The sequence below is a fragment of the Oryzobacter terrae genome, from assembly GCF_042756445.1.
GTDB classification, from domain to species: Bacteria; Actinomycetota; Actinomycetes; order Actinomycetales; family Dermatophilaceae; genus Oryzobacter; species Oryzobacter terrae.
This window is the reverse complement of sequence record NZ_CP170578.1, coordinates 609,873-622,818: the sequence shown is the minus strand read 5'-3', so window position 1 is coordinate 622,818 and position 12,946 is coordinate 609,873. Positions and strand designations below refer to the sequence as shown.

Below are 12,946 nucleotides of genomic sequence, written 5' to 3'. Positions count from 1 at the left end.
CGAGGAGTCCGTGCCCCTCCCGCTGATACCGGGCGCGCCGCTACGGTCGGACCATGGCAGCGGTGAGCAGCGTCGACGAGTACCTCGGACAGTTCTCGGGGGAGGTGCGGGCCCGCCTCGACGAGACGCGCGCCGTCATCCGGGCGACGTCACCCGACGCCGTGGAGTCGATGGCCTACGGGATGCCGGCGTACAAGCTCGACGGCAAGCCGCTCGTCTACTTCGCGGGCTACGACAAGCACGTCGGGTTCTACGCGACGCCGAACGGCCACGAGGCCTTCGCCGAGGACTTCGCGCCCTACGCCCAGGGCAAGGGCTCGGTGCAGTTCCCGCACACGCAGCCGCTGCCGGTCGACCTGGTCCGCCGGGTCGTCGAGTTCCGCGAGGCCGACATCCGCGCCTGACGCCCGGCGGCACCCACCTCGGAAACCCGACCTGCGTCGCTCGTCAGCGGACGCCGCGGGTGCGGAACTGGATGCTGATGCGCGGGCCGACCGGCTTCGCGGTCTTGGGGACGCAGTGGTCCCAGGTGCGCTGGCAGGACCCGCCCATGACGAGCAGGTCGCCGTGGCCCGACGGGATCCGGATGGAGCCGCCACCGTCGCGCGGGCGGAGCATGAGGTCGCGGGGCGCGCCGACCGACAGGATCGCGACCATCGTGTCGGAGTCGCGCGAGCGGCCGACGCGGTCGCCGTGCCAGGCGACGGAGTCCTGGCCGTCGCGGTAGAGGCAGAGCCCGGCGGTGACGAACGGCTCGCCGAGCTCGGTGGCGTAGTACCGCGACAGGGCGTCGCGGGCGTCGTCGAGGGCGAGGTGGGGGAGGCGCTCGCCCTCGCCGTAGAACTTCAGGAGGCGGGGGACGTCGACGAGGTTGTCGTACATCTGGCGACGCTCGGCGAACCACGGGACGTCGCGGCGCAGGGACGCGTAGAGCTCGTCGGCCCCGGCGACCCAGCCCGTGAGGGTGTCGACCCAGGCGCCGTCGGTGAGATGGCGGCGGCGGACGGCCTCGAGCGGCCCGACGACGACCTCGTCGGACAGGTCGAGCAGCGAACCCTGGAGTGCGGTCACGCGTCGAGGGTAGACCGGAATCGAACGGATGTCCACGATCGCCGCGGGTGGGTCGAGGTGATGGGCCGGTCCCGGAGGCCGGCGCGACACCTCCAACCGGACGGAGCGAGCGCCGTGGTCGCCCGGCACCTTCGACAGGACTTGTGGCGCGCCGACGCGTGGCGTGGGGTGGGGGGATGAGCGCGCACCCGCTGTCCGGATCGGTCGTCGCCGTCGTCGGTGCCTCGGGGGTGCTCGGCACGCTCATCGCTCGCGGCGCGTCGGCGCGCGGCGCGCACGTCGTCCTCGTCGGCCGGGACGACGGGAGGCTGCGGTCGGTGGTGGAGGGCGCGCCGGTCGTCGTCGGCGACCTCGGGGACGCCACCCTCGGAGGACGCGTCGTCGAGGCAGCCACCGCCGCACACGGGCGGCTCGACGGGGTCGTCAACGCCGCCGGGGTCGTCGCGTTCGGCTCCCTCGTCGACACCGAGGACGCCGTCATCGAGGAGCTGTTCCTCGTCAACGTCATGGGCCCGCTCTTCCTCGCCCGGGCGGTGCTGCCCGCGCTGACCGAGGCGAAGGGCTTCCTCGTCAACGTCAGCGCCGTCGTCGCCGAGCAGCCGATGGCCGGGATGGCGGCCTACTCGGCCACGAAAGCCGCCCTCACCGCGGCCGACCGGGCGCTGGCGAAGGAGCTGCGGCGCACCGGGGTCGACGTCATCGACGTGCGCCCACCGCACACCGAGACCGGCCTCGTCGACCGGGCGCTGGCGGGCAAGCCGCCGCGGCTCCCGCAGGGTCTCGAGCCGACCGTGGTCGCGGAGGCGGTCCTCGACGCCATCGAGGCCGGCACCTCGGAGCTCGGCTCCAGCGACATCGGCTGAGCCGGCCTAGCGGCCCGAGGGCTCGTCGTCCTCGCCGGGCTCGTCGATGACGACCGCGACGCTCGAGCGGTACGCCTCACCGCCGAGCGGCGCGTGGGCGAACCACCCGAGGGGCTGGTCGGTGGGGGAGGGAGGCGGGTCCCAGAGGACGTCCTCGCGCTCGGCCGCCTCGTGCAGCGGCGCGAGGGCCACGCGCGCCGCGGACTCGGGCACGCCCTGGTGCTCCCACTGCACGACGACGTCGAACGCCTCGCCCTGCGGGAGCGGGTGCACCCACCACGCCGTCGTCGAGTGCAGGCCGCCACCGTTCCCGCTCACCTGGGTCAGGGACGACGCCGACGGCTCGTCGTCGCCCGGTGGCGGCGGTCCGTGCGCCGGCCGGTGGCCCAGCCGGGTGCCGTCGGCGAGCCGGATGCCGACCCGCGGCTCCTGCTCGTGCCACGCGCCGTCGGCCGCGGTCGCGTCCCGCCGCGCGCCGGGACGCACCCACGTCCCGACGTGGACCTCGAGACCTCGACGGTGGGCCACGGCGTGCGTCACCCGCACGACGACGTCGGGACCGCGGTGGGCGTCGACGCCCAGCGGCACGACGACGCCGACGGTGTGGACCGGCGGCATCCACGGCAGGTCGACGTCCTGGTGCTGCGGCTCGTCGTCACCGGGCTCGGGCCACGGCTCGAAGAAGGGCTCCCCGGTCATGGGCCGAGCGTAGGGGCGAGCGGTGTCGGCGTCACCGGGTTGGATGGGAGGGTGCCCGAGCCCGTCGTCGACCTCCCGGCCCTGCGGGCCTACCTGGTGGCGCACGCGGTCGACGGTGTCGACGAGGTGGAGGTGGGACCCGACGGGTGCAGCCGGCACCGGCGACTCGTCGCGACACCCGGTGGGGCGCTCGCCCTCGAGGTGACCCTGCCGGCGGAGGAGGTGGGGTCGCCGGTCGTCGCGGCCGCGCCCGTCGCCGGGGCCTCTGGGGACTCGGGGCCAGGACCCGAGGACGTCGCCACCGCGCTCGCCGCCGGCCGCCGCTGGCTCGGGCTGGACGCCGACCCGGCGCCTGCGGTCGCGGCGCTCGCGGACGACCCGGTGCTCGGACCCCTCGTGCGGGCGCGCCCGCACCTGCGGGTCCCCGGAACCACCGGCCCGTTCGAGGCGGCGGTGAACGTGGTCCTCGGCCAGCACGTGTCGCTCGCCGCCGGGCGGGTGTTCGCGGGCCGACTCGTCGCGACCCACGGGTCCGGGCGCCCGGGCGGTCGCCCTGACGACCCCCACGGCACCCGGCTCGTGAGGTACCCGGACCCGGAGGCCCTGGCCGTGCTCGACCCCGAGGCGTTGCGCGCCGCCGTCGGCGTCACCGGGCCGCGGGCGCACACGCTCGTCTCGCTCGCCCGGGCCGTGGCCGAGGGAGGTCTCGACCTGGATCCCACCGAGGACGCCGACCGCCGGGCCCGCACCCGTGACGCCCTGCTCGCCCTCCCTGGGGTGGGCCCGTGGACTGCCGACCTCGTCGCCCTGCGCTGCCTGCGCGACCCCGACGTCTTCCTCCCGGGTGACCTCGTCCTGCGCAGGGCGATGGGTGGGGTCAGCGCCCGGGAGGCCGGCGAGCGTGCTCGTGCCTGGACGCCGCACCGCAGCCTGGCCGTCCTCCACCTCTGGACCCACCACGCCCTCGACCCGCCACACCTCCACCCGCCACGCCGTCGACCCGCCTGACCGCCTCCCCCCGATGTCGGACCCAGGGCGGACAATGACCCGGTGCCCCTGTACCGCGACGAGGCGATCGTCCTGCGCACCCACAAGCTGGGTGAGGCCGACCGCATCGTCACCGTCCTCACCCGCCGCCTCGGCAAGGTGCGCACCGTCGGCAAGGGGGTGCGGCGCACGAAGTCGCGGTTCGGCGCACGGCTCGAGCCCGGGATGCACATCGACGTCCAGTGCTACGAGGGGCGCAACCTCGACACGGTGACCCAGGTCGAGACGCTCGACCCGTGGGGCGAGGTCATCGCGCGCGACTACCCGTCGTGGACCGCCGCCACGGCCGTCCTCGAGACGTGCGACCGGCTCACCGAGGAGCGCGAGCCCGCGCTCCAGCAGTACCTCCTCCTCGGTGGGGCGCTGCGCTCGCTCGCCGGTCGCGAGCACGACCCCAACCTCGTCCTCGACGCCTACCTCCTGCGAGCCATGGCGGTCGCCGGCTGGGCCGCGAGCTTCCACGACTGCGCGAAGTGCGGCGCCCCGGGACCTCACCGCGGCTTCCACGTCGTCGCGGGTGGAGCCGTCTGCCCGTCGTGCCGGCCCCCGGCCTCGGCCGCACCCGCGCCCGAGACGCTGCTCCTGCTCGCCGCCCTCCTCGCCGGCGACTGGGCGATCGCCGACGGGTCCGACCCCCGGCACCGCAAGGAGGGCAGCGGCCTCACCGCGGCCTTCCTGCAGTGGCACCTCGAACGCGGCATCCGCAGCCTCCGTATGGTGGAGCGGTGACCCCGCAGCCCTCCCGCGAGGCGCGCCACGAGCGGCCGTTCGCGCACCCGAGCGGCGCCACGGCCCCCGTCATCCCCGCCGACCGGCTCCCCGGCCACGTCGCCGTCGTCATGGACGGCAACGGCCGCTGGGCCAACCAGCGCGGCCTCCCGCGCACCAAGGGCCACGAGGCGGGCGAGGCGGCGCTCCTCGACGTCGTCGCCGGCGCCATCGAGGTCGGGGTCACCCACCTGTCGGCGTACGCCTTCTCCACCGAGAACTGGAAGCGCAGCCCCGACGAGGTGCGCTTCCTCATGGGCTTCAACCGCGACGTCATCCGGCGCCGCCGCGACCAGCTCCACGCGTGGGGCGTGCGGATGCGCTGGGTCGGGCGGCGGCCGCGGCTGTGGGGCTCGGTCATCAAGGAGCTCGAGGTCGCGCAGGAGCTGACGAAGGACAACACCGGCCTCACCCTCTACTTCTGCGTCAACTACGGGGGCCGGGCCGAGATCGGTGACGCCGTGCAGCGGCTGGCCGAGGACGTCGCACGCGGCCGCCTCAAGCCGCGCTCCGTCGACGAGCGCACCGTCGCCCGCTACCTGCCCGAGCCCGACATGCCTGACGTCGACCTCTTCGTGCGCTCCTCCGGCGAGCAGCGCACGAGCAACTTCCTCCTCTGGCAGAGCGCCTACGCCGAGATGGTCTTCCAGGACCGGCTCTGGCCCGACTACGACCGCCGTGACCTGTGGGCCGCGGTGCAGTCCTACGTCGACCGCGAGCGGCGCTACGGCGGAGCCGTCGACGCCGTCGATGACGTCCGCGCCGTCGGTGAGGCGGTCGGCGAGCGGCCCGAGGACGACCCGCGCCGCTAGCGTGGCCGCCATGGCCGACCGACTCCTCGAGCTCTACCCCGAGTGCGCCGCGCTCGCCGCCGAGCTCACCGCGCACCCCGAGGTCGCGCGCCGCTGGACGAACGAGAGCGCCTGCGCCGGGATGACGGTCGGCGGCCTCGCGACCCACCTCGCGAGCCAGACCCGCAGCGTCGTCCGGCTCCTCTCGCAGCCGCCGCACGAGGGGGAGCCGATCAGCGCCCTCGAGCACTACCGCCGGGCGGCCTGGGTGCACACCGGGCTCGACGAGGAGGTCAACGTCGGCATCCGTGAGGGCTCCGACGCCGAGGCGCAGGCCGGCCCCGAGACGCTCGCCGCCGAGGTCGCTGCCTCCCTCGACGCGCTCCCGCGGGCCCTCTCGCCGGTCCTGTCGGGCACCCGCGAGCCCGACGCCGTCCTCATCCCGTGGCAGGGCTGGGCCCTGACGGCGCACGACTTCGTCCTGACCCGCACGATGGAGGTCATCGTGCACGCCGACGACCTCGCGGTGAGCATCGACGTCGACCCGCCGATCTTCCCCCTGGAGTCGGCACAGGCGGTCGCCGCGCTGCTCGCCGGGGTCGCCGTCGAGCGGCACGGGCAGACCCCGCTCATCCGGGCGCTCAGCCGACCGCAACGCGCCGAGGGGGACGTCTCCGCCTTCTGAGCAGGCCCGTCTAGGCTGGCTCGCGATGGAGCCCCGGACCGACGACCCCACCGCCGCGCCCTCGCGGCGCCGCGCCGAGCGGCCTCCGTCCGAGCGGTACCGGGCGCCGCGACGCTCGGGGTCGGGCGACTGGGCGATGGTTTCCCTGTCCGTCCTCATGGTCGGCCTGATCCTCGTGCGCGGACGGCTCGCCGAGCTCGTCGACCGTTCCGACGCCCTCGCCGCCTGGTTGACGGTGTTCGTCTCGATCGGGTTGCAGGCGTTGCCGTTCCTCGTCCTCGGCGTGGTCCTGTCGGCCGCGATCGCCGTCCTCGTGCCCGCCGACGCGCTCACCCGCTGGCTGCCCCGACACCCGGCGGCGGCCGTTCCGGTGGCCGGGGTGTCGGGCCTCGTCCTGCCCGGCTGCGAGTGCGCCTCGGTGCCGATCGCCGGCTCGCTGGTCTCCCGCGGGGTCAGGCCGGCCGTGGCGCTGACCTTCCTCCTCGCCGCCCCGGCCATCAACCCGGTCGTCCTCGTGTCGACCGCGGTCGCCTTCACCGGCCGGTGGGAGATGGTGGGGGCCCGCTTCTCGGCGTCGTTGCTCACCGCGGTCGTCGTCGGCTGGCTGTGGCTGCGGCTCGGGCGCGACCACCTCGTGCGGATCCCCGAGGTGCGCACCACCGGTCACGGACGCCTCGCCGACTTCGTGGGGGCCGCGCGTCACGACCTGCTCCACGCGGGGGGCTTCCTCGTCCTCGGGTCGGCGGTGGCCGCGACGATCAACGTCCTCGTGCCACGCTCGGTCCTCGACACCCTCGCCGGGAACCTGCTCGTCTCGGTCCTCGTCCTCGCGGTCTTCGCCGTCGTCGTGGCCGTCTGCTCGGAGGCCGACGCCTTCGTGGCCGCGAGCCTGAGCCAGTTCCCGCCGACGGCCCAGCTCGCCTTCATGGTCGTCGGCCCCGCCATCGACGTGAAGCTGTTCGCGATGCAGGTCGGCACGTTCGGCCGCCGGTTCGCCACGGTGTTCGCCCCGCTGACCTTCGTCGTCGCGGTCGGGTCGGCCCTGCTCGTCGGGGCGGTGCTGCTGTGAGGCGGGTGACCCAGAGCGGCCTGCTCCTCGTCATCGGGGTCATCGCCTCGGTCGCGGCCGTCAACGGCATCTACCTCAACTTCGTCAAGCCCGCCCTGCAGGTGCCGATCCTCGTCGCGAGCGCCGTCCTCCTGCTCCTCGGGGCCTACGGCGTGTGGGAGGACCGGCGGCACCCCGATGACGACGAGCCGGACCGCCACGCGCTCGAGCCCGGGGTCGTCCTCGACGACGGCCACGGGCACGACCACTCACGCGGCCCGCGGGTGGGCTGGCTGCTCGTCGTCCCGTTCCTGCTCCTCGGGGTCGTCGTCCCTCCTCCGCTCGGCTCGTACTCGGCCGCCGCGGACAGCGGGCTCGTCACGGTGACGAGCGCCGAGGGGCTGCCCCCGCTCGCCGCGGGCGACCCGGTCGACCTCACCCTCGCCGAGTTCCAGGGGCGCGCGCTGTACGACACGACGCGCTCCCTCGAGAACCGCCGGGTCCGGCTCGTCGGGTTCGCCTCGCCCGGACGGCCGGGCGAGTGGGTGCTGACGAGGATGTCGCTGAACTGCTGTGCCGCGGACGGGTTCGCGGTGAAGGTGGCCGTCGAGGACGCGCCGCCCGTCCCCGACGACGAGTGGGTCGAGGTCGTCGGGACGTGGAAGCCCGCGCCGCTCGCCGTTCCCGGGGGCGTCGACCCCGAGCTGCCCGTCCTCGTCATCGAGGACCTCTCGCGCACCGCGGTGCCCGAGAACCCCTACGAGTAGGGGAGGGTCGGGCGCGTCGGTGCGCTCAGCCGCGCGGGGCGGCCGAGCAGTCGGCGCACAGGCCGTCCATCTCGACGGTGTGGCGCACCTGGGTGAAGCCGTGGGCCCGGGCGACGGCGTCGGCCCAGCGCTCGACCGCGTCGCCGGTGACCTCGACCGCGAGGCCGCAGGACCGGCACACGACGTGGTGGTGGTGCGTCGTCGAGCACGACCGGTAGACGGCCTCCCCGTCGGGCGTGCGGATGACGTCGACCTCGCCGTCGGCAGCCATGGACTGGAGGTTGCGGTAGACCGTCGCGAGGCCGACGCGTGTGCCGCTGCCGGCGAGGTCGGCGTGGATCTCCTGCGCCGAGCGGAACTCCGCGGCTCCGGTGAGGGCCGTCGCGATGGCGGTGCGCTGGCGGGTGGGCCGGCGGTCCGCCGCGGCCTGCTGGTCGCGGGCGTCGTGCTCGCGGGTCTGCTGGTCGGTCATCGCGTCTCCACCTCCGCGGGGGCGTCGTCGTGCTCTGCGTGCGAGCCGTGCTCGTCGTAGTGGCCCTCGTGGGCCGCGTGGCGGTGGCCGTCGTGGAGGTAGTCGACGTGGTCGCCGTGCTCGACGGCCGGGTGCCCGCACGCCGGGCCGTGCTCGTGGTCGTGCCGTTCGGCGCGCGCGTGAGCGGCGCGCCGGACGCGTCCGGCGAGGCTCGCGCCGACGCTGGCGAGCAGGAACGCCGCGATGGCGAGGAGCACGATGGTGCCGCCGGACGGGGTCTCGGCCTGGTACGACACGACGACCCCACCGACGCTGCACGCGACGCCGATCCCGACGGCCCAGGCCATGCTCGCCGTGAAGCTCCGGGCGACGAGCTGGGCGGTGGCGTTCGGGATGATCATGAGCGCGCTGATGAGGAGCAGGCCGACGACGCGCATCGAGACGACGACCGTCACGGCGGTGAGGACGGCGAGCGCGAGGTTGTAGGCCATGACCGGCATGCCCGCGGCCCGGGCCCACTCCTCGTCGTTGGCGACGGCGAAGAAGCGCTGGCGCAGCACGAGGGTCACGACGAGGACGACGGCGGCGAGCACCGCGAGGACGACGATGTCGGTGTCGCTCGTCGTGAGGATCGCCCCGAAGAGGTAGGCGGTGAGGTTCGCCGGGCTGCCGGCCGACGAGCGCGCGATGAGGACGACGCCGAGCGCGATCCCGCCGTAGAACATGACCGCGAGGGCGACGTCACCGCTCGTCCGGCCCGAGGCCCGGATCAGCTCGATGGCGACGCCGGCGGCGACGGCGGCGACGAGGGCGGTGAGCACGGGCTGCTGCCCGGTGAGGATCCCGATGGCGACGCCGGCGAGGGCGACGTGCCCCATGCCGTCGCCGATGAGCGACATCCGGCGCTGGACGAGGAAGACCCCGACGAGGGGCGCCGCGACACCGGCGAGCAGCGCGGCGAGGAGGGCCTGGCGCATGAAGCCCAGCTCGAGGAGCTCAGTCACGGGGGACCTCCGACGAGGGGTCGAGGGGGCCCGAGCCGAGGACGGCGCCGGGTCGCCGGGGGGCGGGGACGGGGTCGTCGTGGTGGTGGTGCCCCGAGCCCGGGCCGTGGCCGGTGTGCGTGGCCCACTCCTCGGGGGTGCCGTCGAGGTCGACGTGTCCGGCGTCCATGCAGACGATCCGGGTGACGACGTCGTGGAGGGCGTCGAGCTCGTGGGTGACGACGACCATCGAGGTGCCGTCCGAGGCCAGGGGCCGCAGCACCTCGGCGAGGGCGAGCTGGCTCGCGTGGTCGACCCCGGCGGTCGGCTCGTCCATGACGAGCAGGTCGGGTCGTCCCGCGAGCGCCCGGGCGATGAGGACGCGGCGCTGCTGTCCTCCGGAGAGGGAGGCGACCTCCTCGTCGGCGCGGTCGGCGAGGCCGACGGCGTCGATGGCCTCGCGGACGACCGTGCGGTCGGTGCGCGTCTGCGGCGCCCACCAGGCCCGGTGGGGGAGCCGGCCCACGGCGACGACCTCGGTGACGGTGGCGCGCACCGACGCCGAGAGGGAGTGGCGCTGGGGGACGTAGCCGATCCGCGTGTGGTCGTGGAACTGCTCGCGCGGCGTGCCGAGGAGCAGCACCTCGCCGCCGTGCTGCTCGGCGAGGCCGAGGACCCCGCGGACGAGCGTCGACTTGCCGGACCCGTTCGGTCCGAGGAGGGCGACGACCTCGCCGGGGTGGACCGTGAGGTCGACGCCGGACACGACGGTGCGGTCGGCGTACCCGAAGGAGGCCGACCGCAGCTCGACGAGGGGGGTGCTCAGCTGCACTCCTGGCCGTCCTTCAGGGTGGCGAGGTTGCTGCGCATGACCTCAAGGTAGTCGCTGCCCTTCGAGGCGTCGGTGAGCCCTTCCAGGGGGTCGAGGACGGCGACCTTCGCACCGGTCTCCCGGGCGAGGGTGTCGGCGAGGGCCGGGTCGACGAGCGTCTCGCTGTAGACGGTGCGCACCCCGTGCTCGCGCACGTGGGCCGCGAGGTCGCGCAGGGTGGCGGCGTCGGGCTCGGCATCGGGGGTGATCCCCGCGATGCCCTCCTGGCTGAGGCCGTAGCGGTCGGCGAGGTAGGCGAAGGCGGCGTGACCGGTGACGAGCTCGTCGCTGCGGCACGTCGCCAGGCCCGCCTCGAACTCCCCGTCGAGGGTCTCGAGGTCGGCGACGAGGGCGCTCGCGTTGGCGCGGTAGGTCGCCGCGTGCGCGGGGTCGGCACCCGCGAAGCGCTCGCCGATCGCGGTGACGACCGACTGGAGGCGCACCGGGTCGAGCCAGAAGTGTGCGTCGGGGGCGCCCTCGGCGTGCTCCGCGTGCTCGCCCTCGGACTCGCCCGCGTGGTCGTGCCCGTCGTCGGACGCGGCGATGGTGAGGTCGGCCTCGGGCGAGACGTCGAAGCCGGCCTGTCCGCCCTGGGCCGCCACCGCGTCGTCGACCGCAGGCTGGAAGCCCTTGAGGTAGACGACGACGTCGGAGGACGCCAGCCCCGCGACCGCCTTGGGCGTCAGCTCGAGGTCGTGGGGCTCAGCGCCCGGCTTCGTCAGGCCGGAGACGGCGACGTGCTCGCCGCCGACCCGCTCGCTCGCCCACTGGAGGGGGTAGAAGGCGGCGGTCACGGTGAGGTCGGCCTCCGCGCCCGACCCGGTGGCCGACGCACCCGAGCCGCACGCGGTGAGGGCGAGCAGGGTGGCGACGACGGGGACGGCGAGGAGGGTGCGGCTCATGACAACGATTCTCAACTGGAATGAGAACCGTTGTCAAATATGTCGTCGGACCCGGTGGCGGGACGGAATCGCCCTCTGGGTCGATCGTGTCCCACCGGCGGCGTCCCTGATGCGACCACTTGGTCGATGTCGCACCGCTCGGAGCCGTACCGGACGTGACCTCTTGGTCGAGGAAGGGGCGCGGGTTCAGGTGCGGGGGAAGGCCTGGGTCACGATGACGGCGCCGAGCATGGCGACGACGGCGACGCGCATCATCCGCTCGGGGACCGTGAGCCGCGGCCACGCGAGCGCGAGGATCCACAGGAGGACGAGCGCGGCGAGGAGGATGAGGGCCCAGCCCCAGCCCGGGACGAACACCCCGGCGACGATGAGGCCGAGGACGAGCAGGAACGGGACGAAGCGGGGGAGGGCGCTGAGCCGGGTCAGCGCCGGCAGGCTCACGCGCTCGAAGGACTCACGGAGGGTCGACACGAGGGAACAGCGTACGGGCCGCCCGCGTGCCGGGCACGGACCACCCGGTCGGGGTGGGCGGTTCGGTGACCCGAGGTCGCCGCCGATAACCTTGCGCGCATGGCCGCCCCCACCTCCGTCGTCGACATCGTCGTCTCCCTCTGCAAGCGCCGCGGGTTCGTGTTCCCCTGCGGAGAGATCTACGGCGGCACGAGGTCGGCCTGGGACTACGGCCCGCTCGGGGTGGAGCTCAAGGAGAACATCAAGCGCCAGTGGTGGAAGTCGATGGTCACCGCCCGCGAGGACGTCGTCGGCCTCGACTCCTCGATCATCCTGCCCCGCCAGACCTGGGTCGCGAGCGGCCACGTCGGCGAGTTCACCGACCCGCTCACCGAGTGCCAGAGCTGCCACAAGCGCTTCCGTCTCGACCACATGCAGGAGGCCGTCGCCGAGAAGGAGGCGAGGAAGGGCAAGGAGGTCGACCCCGACTCCATCGCCCTCGCCGACCTCGCCTGCCCCAACTGCGGCACCCGCGGCCAGTGGACCGAGCCGCGCGAGTTCAACATGATGCTCAAGACCTACCTCGGCGTCATCGAGGACGAGTCCGGGCTGCACTACCTGCGCCCCGAGACGGCGCAGGGCATCTTCGTCAACTTCCTCAACGTCATGCAGGCCTCGCGCAAGAAGCCGCCCTTCGGCATCGCGCAGACGGGCAAGAGCTTCCGCAACGAGATCACGCCCGGCAACTTCATCTTCCGCACCCGCGAGTTCGAGCAGATGGAGATGGAGTTCTTCGTCAAGCCCGGCGAGGACGAGGACTGGCACCAGTACTGGATCGACGAGCGCACCCGCTGGTACACCGACCTCGGGATCGACGCCGGCAACCTGCGGCACTACGAGCACCCGCAGGAGAAGCTCTCGCACTACAGCAAGCGCACCGTCGACATCGAGTACCGCTTCAACTTCACCGGGTCCGAGTGGGGTGAGCTCGAGGGCATCGCCAACCGCACCGACTTCGACCTCACGACCCACACGAAGCACTCCGGCACCGACCTCGTCTACTTCGACCAGGCGAGCGGCGAGAAGTACACGCCCTACGTCATCGAGCCCGCGGCCGGGCTCTCGCGCAGCCTGATGACCTTCCTCGTCGACGCGTACACCGAGGACGAGGCGCCCAACACCAAGGGCGGCGTCGACAAGCGCGTCGTCCTCAAGCTCGACCCGCGCCTGGCGCCCATCAAGGCGGCCGTGCTCCCGCTGTCGCGCAACGCCGACCTGTCGCCCAAGGCCCGCGACCTCGCGGCGACCCTGCGCCGCCACTGGAACGTCGAGTTCGACGACGCCGGCGCCATCGGCCGCCGCTACCGCCGCCAGGACGAGATCGGCACGCCGTACTGCATCACCGTCGACTTCGACACCCTCGACGACCAGGCGGTGACCATCCGCGAGCGCGACACGATGGCGCAGGAGCGCGTGGCGCTCGACCAGGTCGAGGCCTGGCTCGGCGCCCGCCTCATCGGCTGCTGACC

The 12,946-nt window shown here is 74.0% G+C and carries 16 protein-coding genes; 9 read left to right on the top strand and 7 right to left on the bottom strand.

Annotated features, from left to right (window positions below):
- The first annotated feature begins 53 nt into the window (after positions 1–53).
- Complete coding sequence (locus ACFWN3_RS02955; RefSeq protein ID WP_377643278.1) at positions 54–404, top strand: iron chaperone; 351 nt, start codon at positions 54–56, stop codon at positions 402–404.
- Positions 405–447: 43 nt separating this feature from the next.
- On the opposite strand, the gene ACFWN3_RS02950 is transcribed toward ACFWN3_RS02955, so the two are convergent.
- On the bottom strand, positions 448–1,071 hold the full coding sequence (locus tag ACFWN3_RS02950) for an alpha-ketoglutarate-dependent dioxygenase AlkB (RefSeq protein ID WP_377643276.1): 624 nt from the start codon (positions 1,069–1,071) through the stop codon (positions 448–450).
- Between the two features lie 176 nt (positions 1,072–1,247).
- Between ACFWN3_RS02950 and ACFWN3_RS02945 the strand changes: the two genes are divergently transcribed.
- A complete protein-coding gene (locus tag ACFWN3_RS02945) occupies positions 1,248–1,934 on the top strand; it encodes an SDR family NAD(P)-dependent oxidoreductase (protein WP_377643274.1) in 687 nt (228 codons plus the stop codon).
- A gap of 6 nt (positions 1,935–1,940) precedes the next feature.
- Here ACFWN3_RS02945 and ACFWN3_RS02940 read toward each other — a convergent pair whose 3' ends face one another.
- On the bottom strand, positions 1,941–2,633 hold the full coding sequence (locus ACFWN3_RS02940; RefSeq protein WP_377643272.1) for a hypothetical protein: 693 nt from the start codon (positions 2,631–2,633) through the stop codon (positions 1,941–1,943).
- A gap of 51 nt (positions 2,634–2,684) precedes the next feature.
- On the opposite strand from ACFWN3_RS02940, the gene ACFWN3_RS02935 reads away from it, so the two are divergent.
- Genes ACFWN3_RS02935 through ACFWN3_RS02910 form a run of 6 tightly spaced genes read left to right on the top strand, consistent with a single transcriptional unit; the run spans position 2,685 to position 7,739 of the window.
- Positions 2,685–3,641, top strand: a complete 957-nt coding sequence (locus ACFWN3_RS02935) for a DNA-3-methyladenine glycosylase 2 (protein WP_377643270.1) — start codon at positions 2,685–2,687, stop codon at positions 3,639–3,641.
- Positions 3,642–3,683: 42 nt separating this feature from the next.
- Entirely contained in the window at positions 3,684–4,409 is a 726-nt protein-coding gene (gene recO, locus ACFWN3_RS02930; RefSeq protein WP_377643268.1) for a DNA repair protein RecO, read from the top strand.
- Complete coding sequence (locus ACFWN3_RS02925) at positions 4,406–5,260, top strand: isoprenyl transferase (RefSeq protein ID WP_377643266.1); 855 nt, start codon at positions 4,406–4,408, stop codon at positions 5,258–5,260. The genes recO and ACFWN3_RS02925 overlap by 4 nt, the downstream gene beginning before the upstream one ends.
- Before the next feature lie 10 nt (positions 5,261–5,270).
- A complete protein-coding gene (locus tag ACFWN3_RS02920; RefSeq protein WP_377643265.1) occupies positions 5,271–5,924 on the top strand; it encodes a maleylpyruvate isomerase N-terminal domain-containing protein in 654 nt (217 codons plus the stop codon).
- 25 nt (positions 5,925–5,949) lie between these two features.
- Positions 5,950–6,993, top strand: a complete 1,044-nt coding sequence (locus ACFWN3_RS02915) for a permease (protein WP_377643263.1) — start codon at positions 5,950–5,952, stop codon at positions 6,991–6,993.
- 5 nt (positions 6,994–6,998) lie between these two features.
- Positions 6,999–7,739, top strand: coding sequence for a TIGR03943 family putative permease subunit (locus tag ACFWN3_RS02910; protein ID WP_377643261.1), 741 nt, complete (start codon positions 6,999–7,001; stop codon positions 7,737–7,739).
- Positions 7,740–7,764: 25 nt separating this feature from the next.
- Here ACFWN3_RS02910 and ACFWN3_RS02905 read toward each other — a convergent pair whose 3' ends face one another.
- The 5 genes from ACFWN3_RS02905 to ACFWN3_RS02885 all read right to left on the bottom strand — a co-directional run bounded on the left by ACFWN3_RS02905 (position 7,765) and on the right by ACFWN3_RS02885 (position 11,525).
- On the bottom strand, positions 7,765–8,211 hold the full coding sequence (locus tag ACFWN3_RS02905) for a Fur family transcriptional regulator (protein WP_377643259.1): 447 nt from the start codon (positions 8,209–8,211) through the stop codon (positions 7,765–7,767).
- Positions 8,208–9,215, bottom strand: a complete 1,008-nt coding sequence (locus tag ACFWN3_RS02900) for a metal ABC transporter permease (RefSeq protein ID WP_377643256.1) — start codon at positions 9,213–9,215, stop codon at positions 8,208–8,210. Before ACFWN3_RS02900 ends, ACFWN3_RS02905 begins: the two co-directional genes overlap by 4 nt.
- Positions 9,208–10,026, bottom strand: coding sequence for a metal ABC transporter ATP-binding protein (locus tag ACFWN3_RS02895; RefSeq protein ID WP_377643254.1), 819 nt, complete (start codon positions 10,024–10,026; stop codon positions 9,208–9,210). The genes ACFWN3_RS02900 and ACFWN3_RS02895 overlap by 8 nt, the downstream gene beginning before the upstream one ends.
- Positions 10,017–10,967, bottom strand: a complete 951-nt coding sequence (locus ACFWN3_RS02890; protein WP_377643253.1) for a metal ABC transporter substrate-binding protein — start codon at positions 10,965–10,967, stop codon at positions 10,017–10,019. The genes ACFWN3_RS02895 and ACFWN3_RS02890 overlap by 10 nt, the downstream gene beginning before the upstream one ends.
- A gap of 186 nt (positions 10,968–11,153) precedes the next feature.
- Entirely contained in the window at positions 11,154–11,525 is a 372-nt protein-coding gene (locus tag ACFWN3_RS02885; RefSeq protein WP_377645511.1) for a DUF6703 family protein, read from the bottom strand.
- 12 nt (positions 11,526–11,537) lie between these two features.
- On the opposite strand from ACFWN3_RS02885, the gene ACFWN3_RS02880 reads away from it, so the two are divergent.
- On the top strand, positions 11,538–12,944 hold the full coding sequence (locus tag ACFWN3_RS02880) for a glycine--tRNA ligase (protein WP_377643251.1): 1,407 nt from the start codon (positions 11,538–11,540) through the stop codon (positions 12,942–12,944).
- Positions 12,945–12,946: the final 2 nt, after the last annotated feature.